22 protein-coding genes and 1 tRNA gene are annotated in these 21,132 nt (G+C 65.1%); 2 read left to right on the top strand and 21 right to left on the bottom strand.

Going from position 1 to position 21,132, the window contains the following annotated elements; translation table 11 throughout:
• Positions 1-16: 16 nt before the first annotated feature.
• From rnc to BLU29_RS18780, 5 genes are all read right to left on the bottom strand, one after another.
• The gene (gene rnc / locus BLU29_RS17670) at positions 17-730 is read right to left on the bottom strand and encodes a ribonuclease III (protein ID WP_091060762.1); all 714 of its coding nucleotides are present in this window, start codon (positions 728-730) and stop codon (positions 17-19) included.
• A 4-nt stretch (positions 731-734) separates the two neighbouring features.
• Positions 735-1,529 (bottom strand): ABC-2 family transporter protein, encoded by a 795-nt coding sequence (locus BLU29_RS17665; RefSeq protein WP_091060761.1) that lies wholly within the window; start codon positions 1,527-1,529, stop codon positions 735-737.
• 3 nt (positions 1,530-1,532) lie between these two features.
• Positions 1,533-2,345: an ABC-2 family transporter protein gene (locus BLU29_RS17660; protein ID WP_091060758.1), complete on the bottom strand. Its 813-nt coding sequence runs from the start codon at positions 2,343-2,345 to the stop codon at positions 1,533-1,535.
• Positions 2,346-2,382: 37 nt separating this feature from the next.
• Positions 2,383-3,177 (bottom strand): ParA family protein, encoded by a 795-nt coding sequence (locus tag BLU29_RS17655; RefSeq protein WP_091060756.1) that lies wholly within the window; start codon positions 3,175-3,177, stop codon positions 2,383-2,385.
• A gap of 166 nt (positions 3,178-3,343) precedes the next feature.
• Entirely contained in the window at positions 3,344-3,691 is a 348-nt protein-coding gene (locus BLU29_RS18780; protein ID WP_091060754.1) for a prepilin-type N-terminal cleavage/methylation domain-containing protein, read from the bottom strand.
• A gap of 477 nt (positions 3,692-4,168) precedes the next feature.
• Between BLU29_RS18780 and BLU29_RS18250 the strand changes: the two genes are divergently transcribed.
• On the top strand, positions 4,169-4,525 hold the full coding sequence (locus BLU29_RS18250) for a hypothetical protein (RefSeq protein WP_157693980.1): 357 nt from the start codon (positions 4,169-4,171) through the stop codon (positions 4,523-4,525).
• 241 nt (positions 4,526-4,766) lie between these two features.
• Positions 4,767-5,600 (top strand): hypothetical protein, encoded by an 834-nt coding sequence (locus BLU29_RS17645; RefSeq protein ID WP_091060751.1) that lies wholly within the window; start codon positions 4,767-4,769, stop codon positions 5,598-5,600.
• Between the two features lie 75 nt (positions 5,601-5,675).
• On the opposite strand, the gene BLU29_RS17640 is transcribed toward BLU29_RS17645, so the two are convergent.
• The 16 genes from BLU29_RS17640 to BLU29_RS17565 form a co-directional block, all read right to left on the bottom strand.
• On the bottom strand, positions 5,676-5,885 hold the full coding sequence (locus tag BLU29_RS17640; protein WP_157693978.1) for a hypothetical protein: 210 nt from the start codon (positions 5,883-5,885) through the stop codon (positions 5,676-5,678).
• A 2-nt stretch (positions 5,886-5,887) separates the two neighbouring features.
• Entirely contained in the window at positions 5,888-6,154 is a 267-nt protein-coding gene (locus tag BLU29_RS17635) for a hypothetical protein (RefSeq protein ID WP_091060746.1), read from the bottom strand.
• Entirely contained in the window at positions 6,151-6,453 is a 303-nt protein-coding gene (locus BLU29_RS17630) for a type II toxin-antitoxin system RelB/DinJ family antitoxin (protein WP_091060744.1), read from the bottom strand. Before BLU29_RS17630 ends, BLU29_RS17635 begins: the two co-directional genes overlap by 4 nt.
• 363 nt (positions 6,454-6,816) lie before the next feature.
• Positions 6,817-6,891 (bottom strand) — tRNA-Cys (locus tag BLU29_RS17625).
• Positions 6,892-6,970: 79 nt separating this feature from the next.
• Complete coding sequence (locus BLU29_RS17620) at positions 6,971-8,338, bottom strand: MFS transporter (protein ID WP_091060741.1); 1,368 nt, start codon at positions 8,336-8,338, stop codon at positions 6,971-6,973.
• Positions 8,335-10,398, bottom strand: coding sequence for a transporter substrate-binding domain-containing protein (locus BLU29_RS17615; RefSeq protein WP_091060738.1), 2,064 nt, complete (start codon positions 10,396-10,398; stop codon positions 8,335-8,337). The genes BLU29_RS17620 and BLU29_RS17615 overlap by 4 nt, the downstream gene beginning before the upstream one ends.
• Positions 10,399-10,446: 48 nt before the next feature.
• The gene (locus BLU29_RS17610) at positions 10,447-11,280 is read right to left on the bottom strand and encodes an MBL fold metallo-hydrolase (RefSeq protein ID WP_091061270.1); all 834 of its coding nucleotides are present in this window, start codon (positions 11,278-11,280) and stop codon (positions 10,447-10,449) included.
• A 226-nt stretch (positions 11,281-11,506) separates the two neighbouring features.
• The gene (locus BLU29_RS17605; RefSeq protein WP_172830297.1) at positions 11,507-13,018 is read right to left on the bottom strand and encodes a TolC family protein; all 1,512 of its coding nucleotides are present in this window, start codon (positions 13,016-13,018) and stop codon (positions 11,507-11,509) included.
• 319 nt (positions 13,019-13,337) lie between these two features.
• A complete protein-coding gene (locus BLU29_RS18460) occupies positions 13,338-14,990 on the bottom strand; it encodes a hypothetical protein (RefSeq protein WP_091060733.1) in 1,653 nt (550 codons plus the stop codon).
• Positions 14,987-15,592 (bottom strand): prepilin-type N-terminal cleavage/methylation domain-containing protein, encoded by a 606-nt coding sequence (locus BLU29_RS17595; protein WP_157693977.1) that lies wholly within the window; start codon positions 15,590-15,592, stop codon positions 14,987-14,989. Before BLU29_RS17595 ends, BLU29_RS18460 begins: the two co-directional genes overlap by 4 nt.
• Positions 15,573-16,085, bottom strand: coding sequence for a hypothetical protein (locus tag BLU29_RS17590; RefSeq protein ID WP_172830296.1), 513 nt, complete (start codon positions 16,083-16,085; stop codon positions 15,573-15,575). The genes BLU29_RS17595 and BLU29_RS17590 overlap by 20 nt, the downstream gene beginning before the upstream one ends.
• 104 nt (positions 16,086-16,189) lie before the next feature.
• Positions 16,190-16,873 carry a response regulator transcription factor gene (locus BLU29_RS17585; RefSeq protein WP_091060725.1) on the bottom strand — a complete coding sequence of 228 codons (684 nt, stop codon included), beginning with the start codon at positions 16,871-16,873 and terminating at the stop codon, positions 16,190-16,192.
• 40 nt (positions 16,874-16,913) lie between these two features.
• Positions 16,914-18,290, bottom strand: coding sequence for a hypothetical protein (locus BLU29_RS17580; RefSeq protein WP_091060723.1), 1,377 nt, complete (start codon positions 18,288-18,290; stop codon positions 16,914-16,916).
• A complete protein-coding gene (locus BLU29_RS17575) occupies positions 18,290-18,904 on the bottom strand; it encodes a prepilin-type N-terminal cleavage/methylation domain-containing protein (protein ID WP_091060720.1) in 615 nt (204 codons plus the stop codon). The genes BLU29_RS17580 and BLU29_RS17575 overlap by 1 nt, the downstream gene beginning before the upstream one ends.
• The gene (locus BLU29_RS17570; protein WP_091060718.1) at positions 18,879-19,301 is read right to left on the bottom strand and encodes a hypothetical protein; all 423 of its coding nucleotides are present in this window, start codon (positions 19,299-19,301) and stop codon (positions 18,879-18,881) included. The genes BLU29_RS17575 and BLU29_RS17570 overlap by 26 nt, the downstream gene beginning before the upstream one ends.
• Positions 19,298-20,896 (bottom strand): ATP-binding protein, encoded by a 1,599-nt coding sequence (locus tag BLU29_RS17565; RefSeq protein WP_172830295.1) that lies wholly within the window; start codon positions 20,894-20,896, stop codon positions 19,298-19,300. The genes BLU29_RS17570 and BLU29_RS17565 overlap by 4 nt, the downstream gene beginning before the upstream one ends.
• Between the last annotated feature and the right edge of the window lie 236 nt (positions 20,897-21,132).

Below are 21,132 nucleotides of genomic sequence, written 5' to 3'. Positions count from 1 at the left end.
CAATTCCGCGCTGCCGTTATTTCGTGTTTCCGTGATTTTCCTGGCGCAGGGTGAGCAGGGCGGTGCGGGCGGCGATCTCCTCGGCAACCTTTTTGGACGGTCCCGTGCCGGTGCCCAGCTGGCGGTCGTTCAGGAACACGGCGACGGCGAATTCGCGGGCATGGCGCGGGCCGGTGGTGGCGGTCACCTCGTAGCGCAGGGCGGTGTTGCCATGCACGGGCTGGATCAGCTCCTGCAGCCGGCCCTTGGGGTTCTCGGCGTCCTCCGTGGCGGCCAGCCGCGCGGCGAGCGGGCCATACCACGCCAGCACCCGCGCTCGGGTCGTGGCGAGGTCGCTGTCGAGATACATGGCGCCGACCAAGGCCTCGAAGGCGTCCTCGAGGATCGAGGCGCGGCCGCGGCCGCCGGTGTCCTCCTCGCTTTTGCTGAGGCGCAGGGCGTCGTCGAGCCCGAGGTCGCGGGCCATCTGGGTGAGAAAGCCGCCCTGGGACAGCACGGCGCGGCGGCGGCTGAGCACGCCTTCGCGCTCGGCCGTGAATTCGCGAAAGAGGGCGTCGGTCAGGATGAACTGGAGCACGGAGTCGCCGAGGAACTCGAGCCGCTGGTTGTGTGGGCCGGCGGCCGGGTGGTCCTGCAGGTAGGACGGATGAGTCAACGCCTCCAGCAGGAGCGCCGTCGAGCGGAACTCGTAGCCGAGGCGTTGCTGGAGGGCGGCGAGCTTCTGCAGCATGGGCTCAGGAGCTCGCGCTCGTGTAGCGGCGCAGGCCGCGGTGAAAAAGGATGACGGCCAGGGTGAACCAGATGACAGTGATCCCCAGCAACCAGCCGATGACGCGGAGATCGAAGCCGTGCAGGAGGGTGCTGGCGGGGGCGTTGCTGACCACCACGACGGGCAGGATCCAGACGAACGCGACCTGGGCCAGGCCCTTGAAGGCGGCCCGGGGCAGGCGGGAGAATTCGCTGAGCGTGAAGTAACTGCCCTCGATGCCCTGCGCGCTCGTGATCCAGAAGGCCGGGGCGATGCACAGCACCAGCATGCTGTAGTGGATGATGACGCCGCAGGCCACCAGCAGGGCGTAAAGGGCGATGTCGGTCAGGCCCGGGTGCAGGTTCAGCTGGCGGGCGGAATAGATGACCACGCCCAGCGCGACGAACGAGTTCATCAGGCCGTCGGGATCGAGCTTGCGGGTGGTGGCCATGAACATGACGTTGCCCGGCTGCGCGAGGAAGAAGTCGAAGCTGCCGCTGCGGATGTTGCGGCCCATCTCGAAGATGCTGCTCCAGAAAAAGCCCATGAGGTAGCGCTGGATGAGCAGCGAGGTGCCGACCAGCAGCATCATCTCGTATTTGGTCCAGCCGGCGACCGTATCGGTGTGCCGGTAGATGACCGAGATCATCAGCAGGTTCACCGACATCCAGAACAGCTCCACCAGCGCCCAGATGAAGAAGTCGCCGCGGAACATCAGCGTCCGCACGATCGAGTAGCGGGCGGAGGTGAGCCAGATGCGGGCGTAGTGGACGAGGCTCATGGGTCAGCCGCCGACGGCGGTGTGCAGGCGCAGGCCGCGGTGCCAGAGGAGCTGGCCGACGGCGAGGATGATCACGACCCAGCAGGCCTCGATGCCGAGGCCGGTCAGGGCGGCGGCGGGGTCGTTGAGCCGGCCGGTGAAGATCGCGACCGGAAAATACATCTGGTAGTAATACGGCAGGTATTGCGAAAGCCGGAAGAGCCAGCCGGGCAGCAGGTCGAGGGGGAAGATCTGGCCGCCGAGCACCGACTCGATCGCCATGGAGAGGATCACAAGGCCCTGGATCTCGAGGAACCAGAAGCTCATCATCCCGAAACAATACGCGATGCCGAACTGGATGAGCGCGGACATGGCCAGCGCGGGCAGGCCGATGCCGAGGCGCCAGGCGTCGAGCGGCACGGTGAGGTGCGCCTGGAGCAGGGGGAAGAGCACGACCAGCGGCACCAGGATGAGCAGGCCGGTGACGAGCCGCGCCGCCAGGTAGATGCTGAAGCGGTAGGCGAAGTAGTTCACCGGCTTCAGCAGGAACTGGTTGATCAGGCCGTTGCGGATCTCCTCGCTGATCTGGTAGTCCTCGTTGAACGCACCGATCATGAACTGCACGATGATGAGCGCGACGAAGTAGGTGAAGGTCTGGGCGAAGCTGAAGCCGCCGATGACCGGGCTCCCGGCATAGGCCGAGCCCCACAGGATGAACACCACGATGAGGTGGAAGAACGAAAAGAACCCGCGGATGGCGAAGTTCACCCGGTAGACCAGGTTGCTCTGCAGGCCGACGGAGAACGCGGCGCGGTATTTGTTCAGGGTGGCGAGCACGGGAGGGGGAGCTAAGCCGTAACCGGCGCGGGCGCAACTAGGCTCCGCCGTTCTCCTTCAGTCCAAAACGCTCCGCGACCTCCTTGCCGAGGGCGCGGTAGGCGGTGGCACCGGGGCCGTGCGGGTCGTAGGCGAAGATGGGCTTGCCAAAGCTGGGCGCCTCGCTGAGCCGGACCGTGCGCGGGATGAGCGTGTCGAAAATCTTGTCCGGCAGGTGCGAGCGCACCTCCTCGACGACCTGCTTGGCCAGGTTGATGCGGCTGTCATACATCGTCATGATGATGCCGCCGACATCGAGGGTGGGGTTGACGCCGGCGTTCTTCAGGCGGTCGACGACCTTCAAGATCTGGCCGAGACCCTCGAGGGCCATGTATTCGCACTGGAGGGCGATGAGCAGATGGTCGGCCGCGGCGAGGGAGTTCATCGAGAGCATGCCGAGCGCGGGCGGGCAGTCGATGATGATGGCCCGGTAGCCGCCGGAGCTGCGCAGCGGCTCGAGCACCGTGCGGAGGCGCATGAGGTAATTCGGTTGCTGGGCCAGCTCGATCTCGATGGCGGCGAGGTCCACCTCGGACGGGATCAGCGCGAGGTGGGGCCACTGCGTGGGCGTCAGCATCTCGAAGGCGCTGCCTTCGCCGTGCAGCGGACGGTAAAGGCTCTTGCCCTCAAACTTCTCGACCCCGAGGGCGCTGGTGGCGTTGGCCTGCGGGTCGAGGTCCACGACGAGGGTGTGGATCTTGCGCTCGGCGAGGGCGGCCGCGAGGTTGACCGCGGTGGTGGTCTTGCCGACGCCGCCTTTCTGGTTGGCGATGGTGAAAACGGTGCAGGCCATGCGCAATTAACCGGAAAGAACTCGCCCTAGTCTAGCGAGAAGTGGCGGGTCGGGGCGGATCGACCCGGTTGCCCGGGCGGGTTTCGGTCCTCGCCAGGGCGCTATTTCGCAAAAAAGGCCGCCTCCTTGCGGAGACAGCCTTGGATCCAAGTGCAAAAGCGTCGGGTTACGGAGCGTAGGTCACGGTGCGGGCCCCGGCGACGCCGGAGATCGTGATCGTCACGCCTTGGGTGAAGCCGGCCGGGTAGGACTCCTGCGCGACCGTGTTGATGGCCTTCACGTAGTTCGTCGCGCCGATGAGGCTCGTCGAAGCAACGGTGGAGACACCGTTCTCCAGGAAGTATTGGTCGGCGGCCGCCGACAGCTGGCGGGCGTTGTTGAGGACCGTTTTGTCCTGCGAGGACTGGCGGACCTTCTGGAACGCGGGAATGGCCATGGCGGCCAGGAGGCCGATGATGACCACGACGATCATGATTTCAACGAGCGTGAAGCCCTTGGTGGAACGGATATGCATATTATTGTGTAGTTGCGGATGGGTTAAAACGGGCGAGACATTCGCGGAATGTGACTGGTGACATGGATAGAGCAACTAAGTTACGTCCCCGAAAACGCTTTAGGCGCATCTTTCTAAGATAACAGGGCCCAAAGACCGTGAAGAGAGAGTCTTTCAGTCGACTAATTCGGCCGTGAGCCGCGAATGTCCGCTTTTTTGCGAACACGCCTTGGAAGGTGGAGGTGCGGGCGGAACCGGCGGCCAACGGTGAAGAAGAGACGTGATCGCTTGACAAACGCAGTCAGTCAAAATTGGTGTGTCAAGAATCAGCCCAAAGCCGAGCGCACCCAGACCAGAGCAGGCGAAGGTCAATCGGCTGAAGAGTTCAGTGGCAACCACACCCGGGCATGAAGCGTGTTGCACAATTTGGCTTGAGCCTGCTTCAGGCGCACTTCTTATCGGGTTTCTTTGCGTAAGAATATCTCCATCTTCTGCCTCGTGATTGCCTGGCTGTGTGCCAACGGCGCAGTGTGGAACGTGGTGCAGGTAGTGGCATGGAGTAAGATGTATCTGGACTATGCGCGTGTGTTGCCGGCGCGGATCGCGCTTAGCAAAACCTTTGATCCCAGCAAGCCCTGCGAATTGTGCAAGGTGGTGCGTCACGCCGAGGAATCAGCCCGGGGCCAATTGCCGCGCGATGCCGAATTGAAGGGTGGAGTGGAGAAAGTGCACCTTATCGCCGAAGGCGAGCCGGACAGTGTGCTGGCCGCGCCAACTTTGGCTTGGCCGCATAGCGGCAACCAAGCCGGGATTGAGCGCACTGGGCGTGTGCCCCTGCCGCCGCCGCGAGTCTGACGTTTCACCGTCCCCCTCGGCGGCACTATCGGTGCCGCTTTGTCCACGCCTCTATTTCCCGTTCCGGGACGCGTAGCAATGCACGCGCATATTATTCATTTTCGGTCTTACACATTCTTGGATGAAATCTTTTTCACGTCTCCTCCTTTGCCTCGCCTCTGTTGGCGGGGTATCCACCACGTTGGCCTGCTCCGAATGCGGGTGTTCTCTCAGCTCCGATTGGGCCGCACAAGGCTATGGCATGTTGCCCGGATTCGAAGCCGGCCTGCGCTACGAATACTTTGATCAGTCCGTTTTACGCTCCGGCACCGACTCGGTGAACCGGGCAGCACTAACATTTCCCAATGAAAGCGAAATTCAGCAACACACCGTCAACCGCAATACCTGGCTGGACCTGAACTATGGGATTGGTTCGTCATGGGCTTTCGTTCTGTCCGTGCCTTACCATGACCGATTCCACACCACCATTGCCGCCGGCGACAGGGAGGTTTCCACCTCCCAGGCCAGTGGGCTCGGTGACGTCCGTTTGCTGGTGCGCTACCAACGGCCAGGATTGCGGGAAAGCCTTGGGTTCCAATTCGGACTCAAACTGCCCACCGGTAACTTTACGCAAAACTTTGCCGCGGGTCCGCAGGCCGGCAACGCACTCGACCGGGGCCTGCAACTGGGCACCGGGACAACCGACCTGTTGGTGAATGCGTCCTGGTTCCGCCGACTCGCACCTGAATGGAGTCTGTTTGCCCAAGTACAGGTTGATCAGCCATTGGCCGCCCGAGACGGCTTTGTTCCTGGCACCAGCGTAGGCTTCAACAGTGGCATTCGTTGGCTGAATACAGGGAGGATCACCCCGCAGCTTCAGGTGAATCTCAAGGCCGAGTCTCGGGAACACGGCTCCAATGCCGACACCGCAAACAGTGGTGGCGTCTTCGCCTATCTCAGCCCCGGGGTGACCGCCGAAGTGACAGAAAATGCCAGTGCTTTCGCCTTCGTTCAGGTGCCGGTTTATCAGCGCGTCAACGGCCTGCAACTAGAGCCCAAATGGCTTTTGTCGTTCGGGCTCCGTTGGAAACTCTGAGCAATTCCTCAATCAGAGTGGTGCGGCGGTAGCTCCGATGCTATCGCCGCTTACCTCTTACTGCTTGCGTGGACCTTAGCCAGCAGCCGGCAACGGCAGCGGAATCACCTGCGCGGCCTTCGCGTCGCGTTCGTAGTCCTCCAACGGTGACAGCCTGACCCGGGCTCGCTTCGCGTAAGCCCGGTGCACGGCCTTGCTGTTGTGACCCAGGGCCAACGGCGCGAACCGTTCGGGGTAGCCAACCGCCTTCGCCCGATCCGCCCAGGCGTAGCGGTAGCTGTGCAAGGTCACCGCTGGTTCTTCAGGAAGGATTCGACCTCATCATGCGACCCGCAAAGGTGGAAAACGAGGGCCGGTCCCTCGCGCTGGAAAATAAGCCTCAAGTCCAGCCCGCAGCGGCATTCCATGAACGGCCGGATGCGTCTTAGTCCAAGACCGGCGTGCAGGTGAGGCTGCCCATAGGCAACAGCCGCCGCCTGCATGGCTGCCAGGATTTCCGCCCGGCGAGCGGCTGGGATGCTTTTGAGAAAACGCGGCGTCGCCAGCAACCTCATGGGGCGAGGTCGGCCACATCGGTAATCTCGCGCAGTTTGCCCGTGCGCCGGGCGCGGGCCGTGTCTTTGCTCATGGCCGCGCCCGCCTTGGCGCTTTGGGCGGAACTAAGCCCGTATTCTGAGGCAAAGTAGCCCGCATCTGACTCAGAGACGGCAAAGGGGATGCCGCGGCGATTGACGAGCTGAGTCAAAGCCATGGAGACGAACGAACCTGCGTCCAAGCCAAGGCCCTTGAGGACAGCGTCGCTCTTCTTCTTCAGGTTACGATCAATGCGGGCTCGGAATTGAACAGTTGCCATGGCTCAGAAGTGCTCAAACGGGCCCAATGTGTCAAGTGACGCGTGCAAGGAGCGGGAACAGACTCGACCGACGACGGGTATGGGCAAGGGATAATGGCCGCTGCGCCATGTTTTTTCGTAATCTTCCAGCGGAGGCAGCGTGATCTGGGCCCTTCTCGCATATCTCGCAAACTGGACTGGGCACGAAGGGCTTATAATCAACGATGAAGCCCTGCTCCTTCTAGCGGGCAGGTTAGTTCCCGTTACGCCAGGTTCTCCAAGAGTAGAGAACCTGGTGTCCGTTTTGGTGTCCGTTGCCGCCTCGCCACCTTGTCCGCCTTCGCCTTTTAGGCTTCAGCGAGGCACTTATCGGCTTCCGATAAGTGGAGGTGCGGGGCGGAATCGAACCGCCGAATAGAGCTTTTGCAGAGCTCGGCCTTACCACTTGGCTACCGCACCGGAGCAAAACGAGCGGGCAACTTGGGTCAAAAAATCGCGTTCCGCAAGAACTGAAATACCGGGGTGGGCCGGCTCGGATTTACCCGCCCGGAGCGACTTTTTCGTCCTCGGATTTCAGCGTGGGCAGGGGCGGCACCGTGCGCAGCGCCGGCAGGGCCAGCGTCACGACCACGACGACCAGGATGGTGCCGACTCCGCCGCCGGCCGCCGCGGCCACCGGGCCGAACAGGGCCGCCGCCAGGCCGGCGCGCAGTTCGGAAATCTCGTTCGAGGAGCCGATGAACAGCTGGTTGAACGCCGTGACCCGACCGCGCAGCGCGTCGGGGGTCATCAGCTGCACGAGGGTGTGGCGGACGACGACGCTGAAATTGTCGCACACGCCGCTGAGGTAGAGGGCGAGGAGCGACAGCCAGAAATGGGTGGAAAGGCCGAACAGCACGATGGCGGCGCCGAAACCGGCGACCGACCAGAGCATGCCGAGGCCGGGGCGTTTCGCGGGCGGCAGGTGCGTGACGAGGAAGGCCATGGTGATGGCGCCGAGGGCGGGCGCGGCGCGCAGCCAGCCGAGCCCGGCCGGGCCGACGTGCAGGATCCGGTCGGCGTAGATGGGCAGCAGCGCGACCGCACCGCCGAGCAGGACGGCGAACAGGTCGAGCGAGATGGCCGCGAGGATGGGCTGGCGTTGCCAGATGAAGCGCACGCCCGCGAACATGTCGGGCTCCGGCCCGGCGGCGGTCCGGCGCGGGGCCGCGTGGTGTTGCACCCCGCGCAGCAGCAGGGCGAAGGCGACCGCGGCGATGAAATCGATCAGGTAGACGGCGTCGAAACCGGCGCCGGCGACAAGGAAGCCGCCGAGCGCGGGGCCGATCACGGTGGAGAGTTCGAAGGCACTGGCACTCCAGGTGACGGCGTTGCTCACCGCGCTGGTCGGCACGAGCAGCGGCACCAGCGCCGCCCGGGCGGGATTGCCCAGCACCCGGGCGATGGATTGGAGGAACAGCAGGGCGAAAATGACGGGCAGCGCCGGGTCGGTGAAGTGCAACGCCGCCGGGTCGGTGTGATGTTCGAACACCAGCGCGATGGACCGGAGCAGGCTGTTGGCTCCCCGCAGCGGGGCGAGGTCCGGCAGCGCCGCGTGGTAGCGGCTGACCAGCAGCAGCGCCAGGGAGAACAGTCCCGAGGCCCCCATGGTCCAGGCCACGAGCCGGCGCCGGTCAAGCCGGTCGGCGAGCACCCCGGCGGGCAGCACGAGCGCGATCAGGGGAATGACGTTCACCAGCCCGACCAGGCCGAGCGCGGTGGCGGAATTAGTCCACCGGTAGATTTGCCACGCGATGGCGACGCTCATCGCCTGCCGGCCCGTGTTGGAGAGGAAAAATCCGACGAGGTAGCGCGAGTAGCCGGGATGGCGCATCGCGGCGTAAGGATCGCGCCTGCCGGCGCTCATATCGCGGCGCTCGCCGTCTCTGTCCGCGGGAAGGGAGGATTGGTCTGGGTCTGCGAGACCGGCAGATAGATATGGAAGGTGGAGCCCCGGCCCGCGGTGCTGGTGACCTGGAGCGCACCCTGGTGCGTGCGCACGATGCCCAGGACGGCGGCCAGGCCCAGGCCGCGGCCGGTGAATTTGGTGGTGAAGAAGGGGTCGAAGATCCGCGCGAGCACCTCGGGCGGCATGCCACAGCCGGTGTCGGAAATTTCCATGCAGGCGTATTCGCCGGGCGCGAGCTCGGCGACCGGCCCGGAATCCAGGGCGCCGGGCCGGGGCAGGGTCACCACGGTGGTGGCGAGGCGGATGGTGCCGGGGTTGTTTTCGCCGAGGGCTTCGGAGGCGTTGATCACCAGATTCATGATGATCTGGCGGAGCTGGGAGGCGTCGCCCTCGATGGCCGGCACGGCCGGAGCCAGGGCGAACTCGAGCCGCGCCTGCTTGCTGATGGAAAGCTCCAGCAGCCGGGTGGTCTCGGTGACGAGTTCGTTGAGGCTGAGGCGGGTGAGGGAGAAGCGGCCCTTGCCGGCGTAGGCCAGCAGCTGGCGGCAGAGTTCGGCGGCGCGGTTGGCGGCGGTGACGATGCTGTCGAGGCGGGCGGCGTTGACGGGGGTCTCGGCGGCTTCGAGGCGGGCGAGTGAGGCATTGCCCAACACGACACTCAGGAGGTTGTTGAAATCGTGGGCGATGCCGCCGGCCAGCACGCCGAGGCTTTCCAGCTTCTGGGTCTCCTGCATCTTCTGCTCCAGCCGGTCCGCCGTCTCCTCGGCCAGTTTGCGCGCCGTGATGTCGGTGTGCGTGCCGGTGATGCGGAGCGGGTTGCCGGTCGCCGGATCGCGGGCGACGACCTTGCCGCGGTCGAGGATCCATTTCCACTCGCCGGATTTGGCCCGCATGCGGAATTCGTGGGCGTAGTGGTCCTTGCCCTCCTCCATGAGCTTGATGTCGGCCAGGACGCGCGGCAGGTCGTCGGGGTGGACCCGGTCAAGGAAGGATTTCCGGCCGCCGCCGATCTCCTCGAGGGTGTAGCCCAGCATGCCGGCCCAGCGCGGGCTGCGCAGGATGTGCCCGGAGGTGACGTCCCAGTCCCAGAATCCGTCCTGGCTGCCCTCGAAGACCAGCTGCAGCCGCTCCTCGTTCTCGCGGATGGCGCGGGCCTGGCTGGACACCCGGCGCAGCAGCCGGCGCTGCCAGAGCAGCACGGCCAGCGCGGCCACAAAGAAGACGGTCACCGGCGGCAGGAACGGCTGGGCGTCGTGCCAACGCAGTTTCTGGGGCTCGAGCGGCCCAAGCCACCGCTCATGAAGGACATCGTGCTCGCGGCTCAACCGCAGGTTGTAGAGTCCCTGGTTGATCTTCGCGAGCAAGGCCTTCTGGCCCGGGTGCACCGCGAAGCGGAGACTGTAGCTGATCTCCGGAAAATTCAGCTCGCTCGGCACCACCTGCTTCAGTTTCAGCAGCCGGATCTGGTAATCCGTGACGAGTTGCATCCCGAGCAGGACGTCGCAGTCGCCATTTTCCACGGACCGCAGGCACTCCTCGAAGGAGTCGAAGGGCCGGATGTCCGCCTGCCAGGCCTGGTGGCGCGCATACTCGTGGGTGAGGGCGTTCTTGATCACGGCCACGCGTTTGCCCGCCAGGTCGGCGACGGTGCTCAACACCGGGCGGTCCTTGCGCTGATAGACCCCGCCGACGAGCTTCTCGTAGGGCAGGGAAAAATCCATCAAGGCGGCGCGCTCCTCGGACCAGGCCACGAGCCCGAGGACATCACCGCGGCCTTGTTGAAAATCCGCATAGACCATCTGCCAGGGGCGCAGGTCAAATTCCACGCGCAGCCCCTGGTCCGCGGCAATGGCACTGAGCAGATCCACGGCGAAGCCGTCGGGGCGGCCCTGGTCATTGAGGTAGGAAAAGGGCTGGCTGCCGCTCTCCATCAGGACCTGCATTGTCGCCGGTTCCGCGCCCGTCAGCCGCAGGGCCAAGGCCAGGAGAAGGGGAATGAGGCGGCTCGACCGGGTCATTAAGTCCTGCTGAGAGATAGCAACGGGCGCGACAAATCAACCTTTTGCTCACGGGGCATGACGCCGGGCGTAGAAAGGGTTGTGCTGCCTTTCCTGCTTCAGGGTCGTGAGCGGCCCGTGACCGCACGCGAGCACGGTGTCGGCCGGCAGCTTGAGAATCTTCTGCTGGTTGTTGCGCAGCTGCATGTCAAAATGGGTGGAACTGCCGCCCATCGAGCCGGCGAACAGCGCGTCGCCCACGATGGCCAGCGGCCACGCGAGACCGGTGACGAAGAACGTCGTCATGCCCGGGGAGTGGCCCCAGGTGAAAAGGGTCTTGATCGCGAGCTCTCCGAGGTGGAAGTGCGCGTTTTCCTGGAAGGTCTGGGCGCCGAGGCGGCCGAGCGGCTCGAGTTCGCTCGCCCAGATCTGCGCGCCCGTGGCGGCCAGCCGGTGGATGTCGGCGATGTGGTCGGGGTGCGTGTGGGTGAGGAAGATGTTGCGCAGCGTCAGGCCCTCGGACGAGATCGTGTCGAGCATGCCCCGGGCGTCGGTGCCGGTATCGAAGGCGGCGGCGAGCCGGGTCTTCGCGTCCCAGACGAGGTAGCTGTTCACGGTCAAGTCCTCGAAGGGGGTGTTGAACATGGCGAAGCCGCGCTTGAAGATCGGCTGCTCGGGATACCATTCGCGCCGGGCGAGGGCGAGGAGGGCGTTGCGCTCGAGGCCGAGGGGGCGGGCGAGGGCGAGGAGGGTGTTCTCCCGGACCTCGCCTTGCTGCACGGCGCGCAGGTCGGCGACGGGGATGTTGGCGGCGGCGGCCAGGGCGTCGTCGCCCAGCTTGAGCCCCCGTTGGGCCTTGCCGATGACGTCGGTGAAATTGTCCTCGAGGGGAATGCGCGGCATGTGGCGGATATTCCCGGTAAAATTCACGCGCTGCAAGCGGCATTGCGGCGGTGAAATTCAGCGCAGATCGGGGCATGCGGTAGCGGCGGTCCATGACCGTCGACGATGACCCTGCCGCGCTTCCCGGCGGGCACAGACCGCCGCCACAGAGGCATCGCAAAAAAGCGGGGGCGGCGCCTTGCGACGCCGCCCCCTCGGGGATGTAACCGGCAAATTGAAGGGCGGCCTACCTGGGCGGCTCGACGTTGATGTTGAGCTTCTCCAGCGTGACGCCGAGTTGGCGGTCATATTCGGCGAGGGCCTTCGCGTAGTCCGCCTGGGCGCGGGCTTCGCTCACTTCGGCGCCGGAGACGATTTCCTGCTGCTGGGCGACCTGGAAGGTGGTGCTCGTGCCGGCGCGGAGACGCTTGACCTCGGCGTCGAGGGTGGCCTGGGCCAGTTCGCGCGCATGGCGGGTGGACTGCACGCGCTTCTGGTTGGTCTCGATCTGGCCGGCGGCGTTGCCGACGCTGACCACGATGCCCTGTTCGACCTCTGCGAGGATGGTTGCGGACTGGCGCTCCTGCATCTTGGCGGCCCGGTAGCGGCCGCGCTCGGTGGTGAAGGTGAGCGGCACGGACACGACGACGCCCCAACTGTAGGCGTGGTAGTCCTCGCTCCTCACCTGCTGGCGGCTGGTGCGCAGATCGGTATCATAGCCATTGTAGCCGTAACTGCCGACGAGGTCGACGCGGGGCAGGAGCTGGTTGCGCTGCAAGCGGGCGCTGATGCCGTCGCGCTTGAGGGCGAGCTTCGCCTGCTGATAATCGGGGCGCTTCTGCAGCGCGGTGTGGAAATCCGTGGCGGCGTCCACGATGACGATGGGCGGGGGGGGCGGGGGTTCGATGGCGATGCGCTGCGCGAGCAGGCCCGGGGTCTTGTCGTCGGTGATGAGCTGCTTGAGGGCATACTCGGCGGCCTGCACCGCGCGCTGGGCAAACAGGATGCTCTCATCGCGGGTCGCGGCGCGCGATTCGGCGACGCCGACATCGTATTCGGACATGTTGCCGACCTTGAAGCGCTTCCGGTTCTCGTCGACCAGCTGCATGGCGAGTTCCTTGGAGCGGACGGCGCTGTGGAGGTTGGCGTAGGAGAAATTGAGATCGTAGTAGGCGAAAATGACCTGGGAGATGGTATCCATCACCGACTGCCGGAAAGCCCACTGGCTGATGCCGCGGTTGACCTGGGCGATGCGGATGGAGGCGAGCGTGGGACCGAAGCCGAAGTTGCGCAGGAGGGGTTGGGTGCCGGAGATGCCGGCGAACGTGTTGTAGTTGTCGATGTAGCCGTTGAAGGTGCCGCGGGAATTGAGGCTGTTGGCGTCGAACTTGTAGGTCATGCCCCAGGGCAGCACGCCGCCGAGGTTGAAGTCCGCGGTGTCGGACTTGGAGAAGCTGGGCGGGGGGCGGAGGCCGGTGGTGGCGTCGGCGAGCGCGGGATTGAAGCTCTCGGCGTAAGTGTAGCTGCCGTTGAACACCGGGTCGAATTTGCCCAAGGCCTCGGTGACCTGGGCGGACGCAATCGCGGTGCTGAAACCGTCGACCTTGATCGAGAAATTTTTGGCCAACGCGCGCTGGATGGCGTCGTTCAGGCCGATCTTTTCCCCACCGACGGCATCCATGGGGGCGGATTGCGCAAAGCTGGAAAGCGTGAGGACTGAGGAAAAAAGCAGGCCAAAAAGGCGCCGTGGGGTGGACATGGTGGTTGGGTTGTCGCCCCACTTTGCAACCCTCATGCCATCTTTAAAATTAAAACTAAACAACAGAATGTCAGTGAGTTGCCACATCACTGTCTCCGTCTCATCGAGCGATTCGCCTCAGCAGCGGGATTGGTCGATCCCGGAAATGGGAAGACGCACTTTCAGGCGAAGAACACGGCCTGAAAAAGACGTCCGGTTACTCCTCCGTGGCGGGCGCGATGCCGGCGGACCAGCGCATTGTGCGACCGGAGCCGGGGTCGGAAAATCAGAATGTCCGCTCTCGAAATCTTTTCGTCCCGAAAGGGGGACGAGCGAGAGATCAGAAGTTCAGCTGCGAAGCGTAAAGGTTTCGGTCTGCCGACGTTTGCAATTCCTTCCACAGCGCCAGGCTCCACGCCTTCGTGGTGGTGGGGGTGCCGAGCCCCTCGTCGTAGTGAAAGTCCATATGGCCGTTGCTGGTGACCGATCCCACCACAAATGATCCGCACAGGTCCATTTGAGAATTACCGCTACCGTTGCCGGTCAGCGCCGCATAGGGGGCGATCAAAACGCCGGTGAAAGATGCGTTGCCGCTGAATGTGCAGGTTTGCGTCGTGGTCGAGTAAACGGTCAATGCGCCGGCCCAACTGCCAGTGTTGATCGCATCGTTGCCCGACTCATTGATGGGCCCGTCCATGTAAATCTTCGCGTTGCCGACATTCGTGCCGGTGACGCCAATCTGCAGGCCGGCGGCCATGGAGGTGCCCCCCGATCCGACGATCACCACGTTCTTGCCGGCGGTGATGGTGGTGGCCCCGATGGTAGTGCCGCTGCAAAAATAGTAGTAGGTTTTGGTTCCGTCGGCGGCGGTTTCCGGGAGATCGCCGGCGCGCGGCAGTGTCGCCGGGAGACTGGCCACGACGCCCAAGCTGTAGTAGCCGGTTGCGCCCGTATTGGTCGGATACGTCGGCATGGTGAAGTTGAACTGGGCATTGCCAATGGTCTGGCCGGAGATCGTCCCCCCGGTGACCGTCACCCCTGAACCCACCGTGACGTTGCCGTTGACGACGCCTTGGGCGCCGAGGCTGACCGTGGGACCATACAGGCTGCCGACGGTGATGTTGGACCGGGCGGTGGCGGTGTTGTATTGGGTGAAAGGGGGCACGCCCGGCGTCGTGCTGCTGATGAAGCTGTCGGCCAACGGGTGCCCGTTCCAGGTAATAGAGTTCTTGGCGATCAGGCCCTTGGGCATGACGCCGCTCTTGCTGAGGATGATTTTGATCCACTTTACGATCGGTGGACCATCGACCGGCGTGATGGTTGCCTTGGTGACAACCGTCGGCACCGTGCCCGAGCCGTCATAGCCGGAGGACCACACCTTCACCGTGGCGGTCGCATTCTGGTCCAGGTTGTTGAAGGTGATGGTGCGCGTCGCCGCCAGCAGGGCCCGGGCGCTGGCCCCGGTGCCGCCGCCGCCACTCAGGGTGATCGTCGGCTCCGAGGTGTAGCCGGAGCCGGCGTTGGTGATGGTGAGGCTGCTCACCCCGGTGATCGTCGTGGGGACGCCGCCCACGACAATGATGGAGGTGACGATATTCGCCGTGGCCGCCGCCCCGGTGCCGCCACCGCCGCTGAAGGCCACGGTCGGCGCGGAGGTGTAGCCGGAGCCCATGCTGGTGATGTTGGTAGCCGCCACGGTGTTGCCCAGCGTCCAGCCGCCCCACGCGGCATTGATGCTGGTTGAGTCGGTTGCGTAGCCGAGCTTGTTGAAACTCCAGACGGCCTCCTCGGTGCCGGCTTCCGCGAGATTGCCGGCCAGATCGGCGAAATAGGTGCGGTGCGCGAGCTTCATGGAGTTCGTGCTGAGCTTGAGATAGCCCACCAGCGTGATGGCGATGATGAGCGAGAAGATCAGCGTGGTGATCAGCGCGCTGCCGCGCGACGAATTCGCGGTGCAGCCGGCGTGGCGATGTGCGGTGGCCCGGGAGATCATATGGTGATGTTGCGGATGGTGAACGCGGAGGAGCGGATGACCTGGGTGGTCGCGGCCACGCCCAAGGTCCCGCGGCTGACGTTGATTGAAACCTGGATGTGCTTGATGCCGCTGTCACTGGTCGTGCTGGCGGGAATCAGGGTGCTCGTGGAGTCGTAGCGGTTGAAGGTCAGGGAGGTGACGTATTGCACGAGGTCCACGCGGCCCGTCGTGGCCGTGGGGTCGTTGCCCGGCACCGAGAAAAATTTCCCGTTGGCGCTGTTGCTGTGGTCGAAACCATAGGTGACCTGCGAGATCGTGCTCAGATCCTCGCTCGGAATCGTAAAGGTGCAGGCGGTGATCGTGCCGTTGGTGAAGATCGAGGCGTAGCCGTTGGCCATGCGCGCATCGACGCCCAGCTGTTCGAAAGCCCGGCGGGTTTGCGATTCCATCATCGAGTAGTTGCTCACCCGGATGCCGCTGCGCAGGAGCATGAGGAAGGCCGTCAGCGTGCCGGCCAGGACCATCAGGCTGAGCGACATGGCCATCAGCACCTCGACGAGCGTGAAACCCGCGCGGCGGTTCGACCGGCGGCCGGTGATGTTATAGTGCGATGAAGTCATAGATTCCGTCCTTCCCGTAATAGGTGAAATAGTTTCGAACCAGTTTGTGGCCGTCGTAGGCATTCCAGCTGACGGTGTAAGTGATCAGGATCATGCCCGTGTGCACGTCGGAGGCTTTGCGCGTAATGCGCATCCGGGTGCCGACATCGCCCGCCGAATAATAATTTGCGTCAATCGTGAGGGCGGTGGCCGTCGTCGGAATGGCGGTGACCCCGGTGGTGCCGTTGCCCGCGGCCGTGCCGTCGCCCCAGGTGGTCAGCCGGACCTTCTCAAATTCGCTCTGCAGAATCTGCGAAGCGTAACTCAGACAGCGGGCGGTATCCAGACTGGCGAAGCCCCGTTGGAGGACAATAATCGAGGTGGAGATCACCATGGCCATGATGGCGGCGGAGGTGGCCACCTCGATGATGGTGAAAGCCGCGAGACGCCGGCGGCGCGGCCGGCTTGCCGGAGGACTGTCCGATGATGCGGAAAAGCGCGTGGTCGTGTTCACCCCGTCACTGTAGCGCAAATCGCCTGAAGCCAGTAACAGGCGATGGGCTCCTGATTACGGCCCTATCGTATAGGGCCGAATGCCACGCTCTCTTCGTAGGGTAATTACTTACCCGGCCCGCGACTCGCCGTGTAGAGGACGGCGGCCTGGGAGCGCCGGCTGATTTTCAGCTTCTCGAAGATATTGCTGAGATAATTTTTGACCGTTTTGTCGCTCAAGCCCATCGACTCCGCGACTTCCTTATTGGTCTTGCCCTCCGCCACCAGGGCAAGGACGCGCCGCTCCTGGGCGGACAGCGTCGCGAGCTTGTCGTGCTCGGTGGGCGGGTTGCTGCCACTGCGCACGAGATTGAGCACGTGCGTCGTGACGGTGGGATCGAGGATGAACTTTCCGGCGGCCACGTCCACGATGGCCTGGCTGAGTCCCTGGGCATTGATCTCCTTGAGCAGGTAACCGTGGGCGCCGCTGCTCATGGCATCGTAAACCAGGTTGTCGTCGATGACGGAGGTCAGGATAAGCACCTTGGTGTCGGGCACGCCGGCCAGAATCTTGCGGCAGGCCTCCAGGCCGGAGCCGTCGGGCAGGCGGATGTCCATGAGCACGACGTCGGGCTTGAGCCGGCTGGCCTCGGTGACGGCGCCATTGGCCGTGCTGGCCTCGCCGACCATGCGGAGCAGGGTGCCGGTGGTGCGGGCGTGGGCATCGAGCAGGGTTTTGAGGCCGGTGCGTACCAGTTCGCTGTCGTCGACGATCAGGATCTCGATGGATTTCGGGGCGATAGCAGTCATGGGAAGCGGGTGGGGTTGAGGAAGACGGATTAAAGCAGGATCACCAGCCGGAAAAAACACCCTGCCAGCGGGTCCGGTCCTCGGCGGTGGTGAGCTCGCGCCAGCGGCTGATGCCGAAGGGAGTGTTGCCGCCGGAATTCGCCAGCGATTCATCGTAGTGAAAGCTGGCATTGCCGGTGAAGGTGACGGTGTTCGCGACCAGGGCGCCCATGATGTCCCCGTTGCCGTTGACCTTCACGTCGGCATTGGGGGCGTAGATGACCGTCTTCAAGGCCCCGTTGCCCGCGACCTCGATGCTCTGGCCGGCCGCGCTGGTGCTGGTGCCCCAGATCTGGCAGGTGCCGGGCCGCTGGTTGGCGTTGGCCAGGCCGTTGCCGGCAATCTTGCAGTCGCCCTCGACATACACGGTCAGGCTGGAGCCCGCGGGCACGATGAGGGAGGCGTTGCCGGTGATATCCAGCGCGCTGCCGGTGCTTGCCGTGAGCACCAGCGTGACATCGCCCAGGATGGTGAGGGTCTTGCTGCCGTTCAGGCTGATGCTGGGACAACGCCATTTGGTGGCCTGGCCGAGAGTGCCGAGCGTCGCACCCACGCTGGCGATCGGCGTGCCGTCGACGGGAGCGGTGATCAGCGGGAGGTCCGCCGTGAAGTCCGTGGTAACCCGGGCCGGATCGATCTGCACCCCGGCTGGCGTGCTGGCTCCGCGGATGGAGCCATTGGTGCCCACGGCGGGGGCGGCGCCGCCGGTGGCGACCGAGCCCCAGACCGAGGCCTGGTTGACGAGCACCGCGCTGTTCTGCACCGCCAGGGTGGCCACGCTGCCGCCGTCGTGCCGGACCGCGGCGCTGTAAGGCACCGCGGCCGCCGCCGGGTCGTTGCTGGGGTTGGAATTCCAGCTGTCCACCGAGGTGTTGAGGCCGGAGAAGCTGATGCTGTTCCTCGCGACGATGCCGGTCGCGAAGTATGACCGCCGCGCCAGGGTCACCGAGACCATCTTGGTGGTGGGCGGCGTGCCCGGGGCCTCCACCACCGCCATGGCTACGACCGTCGGCTTGTCGGCGCCGGCGGGGCTGGCGTTGTCCACGTAGACCTTGATGGTCCCCGTGGTGTTGCCGCCGAAATCGAAGCCGGAGAACTTGCACCAGGCCGCAGCCTGCTGGACCGTCCACCCGGTCCAGGCCGCCGGGTTGTGCGCGTTGGCCTGGTTGAACGACCACACGGCCTCCTCGGCCCCGGCCTCGGCGAGGTGGAAGGAGGCGCTCTGCTGGTAGCTCTGACGGGCGAGGCGCGCGGTGCCCAGGTTCAGCGTGAGGTAGCTGCCCAGTGCCAGCGCGATCAGCGCCGTGATGAGCAGGGCCACGATCAACACCGCGCCGCGCGCCTGTCCGGGCCGGGACTGTCGGGTCAGGGCGGTCATCAATTGGCGACCCTTTTGTTGCGCAGCATGAAGCGGGCGGAGGTCGCGGCATTGCTGGCTCCGGTGGTGGCGACATTGGTGCGCACGGCGCGCAGGGTGAGCTGCAGCAGCTTGGTCTCGCTGTCGTTGCCGGCGGTGTTGTCGCTCACGCCCGGTTGTTCGAGCTTGTAGCGGTTGAAGACGAAATCCGGTGCGACGCTGTGGACCAGCACGGTGCGGGACTGGCCGGTGCTGTCCGCGAGGCGGTAGAAGCTGCCATAAGTGCCGCTCGCGGGGTCGCTGTCATAGGCATAGGTCACGGGCAGGCCGCCGACGGTCAGCGTGATGCTTTGCGCGCTGTTCCAGTGCACGTCCGTGGCGTTGCGGGTGTCGCGGGCAAAGATGTCCAGTCCGCGCCGCACCTCGGCCTCCATCTCGCTGTAGCCGCTGGAGCGAAAGCTCGTGCGGGCGAGAAACAGGAAGGCACTCAGCACGCCCGCGAGCACCAACGTGCTGAGGGTCGCGGCGATCAGCACCTCGACGAGGGTGAACCCGCCTTCGCGCGCGCGCGGTGCGCGCTTCGGCGTGGCAAGCCCGGCGGGGCGGGAATCAGTGCGTGGTGTAGAAATAGTCATTGAGGCCGCTCTTGCCGTAGCGGGTGATCAGCCGGGCGATGTGCTCACCGCCGTCGTAGCCGTGCCAGACGGTCGTCAGCGTGATCTGTTTCATTTCGGTCTTGAGGTCGGTTATTTCCCGGGTGCAGGTGAAGCGGCTGCCGTTCGCCCCGGCGTCCGGGGTCACGCTGGTGCCGCCGGTCTGCTGCAGGGTCTGCAGCTGGCTCCAGCTCAGCAGCCGGATGCGCTCCACCTCGGACTGCATGATCTGCGAGGCCGCCGTGAGGTTGCGCGCCGTGTCGAGCGCCAGCAGTCCGCGCTGGCTGGTGGTGATCGCGGTGACGATGCCGAAGATGAGAACGGTGGACGCCACCATGACCTCGACGAGCGTGAAGCCGGCGGAGCGGAGGTGCTTCATGGTGCGGCCTCCGCGAGGGGAAAAGTGATGGTGACCGTGGCGCCGCGGCCCGGCTGCGAATCGAGGTGCAACCGGCCGCCCATCTCGCGGGCGCGGGTGGCCAGGTTGTGCAACCCGCTGCCCTGGCCGGCGACCAGCGCGGGCTCGAAGCCCCGGCCGTCGTCCCGCACGGTGAGCACGCCGTCCCCGGCGGCGTGCGCCAGCATGATGAGCACCTTCTTCGCCTCGCCGTGGCGCAGCGCGTTGCTGATGCATTCGCGGGCAATCTGGAGCGCGTGCACCTCCTGGCCGATGTTCAGCCGGGCGGCGGCCTGCGCGTCGACCTTGTGGACGATGCGCACGGGCCACAGGGCCTGCATGGTGCGGGCGAGGGCGCCCAGTTCCTCGGCGAAGCCATGGCGCTGCATCTGCTCCGGCTCGAGGCCGCTGATGAAGCCCCGCACCTCCCGGATCACGCCGTTCAGGCTCTGCCGGCAGTGTGTCAGACGTGTGCGGGCGGCGGCCTGGTCGCGTTCCAGTTCCGACATGGCGCTCTCCAGGCCGAGACCCGCGGCGTAGATGGATTGGATGACGCCATCGTGCAGGTCGCGGGCGAGCCGGGCCCGCAGCTCAAGGGAACGGCGCACCAGTTCCTCGCTCTTGCGCAATGCCTGCTCGGCGCGCTTGCGCTCCTCATTCTCCCGCCGCAAGTCCTGCTTTTGCTCGAAGGAATGCGCGACCAGCTGCGCGATGCGGCCGAGCTCGGTGTCCTCATGTTGCAGGGCGACCACGGCCGAGGCATCCTCGTGCGCCAGGCTCCGGCTGATTTGGGCCAGCGGGCGGAGCACCCACTGCCGGACGCCGAGCCAGACGGTCGCAATCACCAGCAGACCAAAGAGCAGCAGCATGCGGACCGCCAGGGTGTCCGCGTCGAGGGTTCCGGCAAAGTCGGGCTCGTTCAGGGTGGTCTGCAGCTGGCGGAGCGGGCGGCCCTGCAGGTCGCACAGCGGCAGCAGCAGGTGGGCGGGGGTCGCCGCTCCCCCGGCCGGCACCAGTTCCACGCGCATCTCCGACAGCCGGCTCAGAGTCGCCAGAAACCGGGGACTCCACCAGCGGGAGACCAGAAGCCAACCGCGGGGATTTCCGCCCGGTTGGTCCGACCCGATGGGCTCGCCCCAGGCTTCGAGCAGGCCGTCGCGGCTTTCGGCAAAGATATGTCGGCCCGGGCCGGAGGCCAACGCAGCCAGTTGCGCGGACGTCGCCGGCGGCGGCAGCGGCGGCCCCGGGTGCTGCTGCGCCGAATAGACGAGTTCGCCTTTTTCCGTCAGCACCCATAGGGCGTGGGCCTCGTAATTGACCAGGTTCTGCTTGAGCGTGCTCTCGGCCCAGGCCTGATCGCGGCGGTCCAGGAAGGCCGCCATCTCCGGCCACTCGCTGAAGTCCCGGGCGAAGCGCTGGAGTGGCTGGTTGGTCAGGCTGATCCACTGCTGGAGTGATTGCCGGCTGCTCTGCACCGAATCCTGCCGCAACTCCTCGATGCGGGACTGCTCCTTGTGCCGGAGGAATTGCATGACCCCGAGAAAGGCGGCCAGCAACAGGCCCAACAGTAGGGTCATTCGGACTTTGATGCTCATGCAGTCGGTTGGCGACTGCATCCCGGGGAATTCCCCCGGGCAACAGTATTCATTGCCTGAGACCCTAAAGGCCCTATATCACTAGAGCCAGATGGCTCTGGTTTTGTTACCTTTCGCCCGGCGTAGCCGGCGCCCGGACAACCCGGGCGATTGGCTTTATCGACAGGCGCGTCGCAGCGCGGACGAGCAAACCGGCGCAGGGGCGGTTCGCCTTCAGC

Origin of the sequence: Opitutus sp. GAS368 (assembly GCF_900104925.1) — a bacterium.
Lineage (GTDB): Bacteria > Verrucomicrobiota > Verrucomicrobiia > Opitutales > Opitutaceae > Lacunisphaera.
Note: the sequence above shows the minus strand (reverse complement) of the source record. Positions and strands in the feature narration are given on the sequence as shown.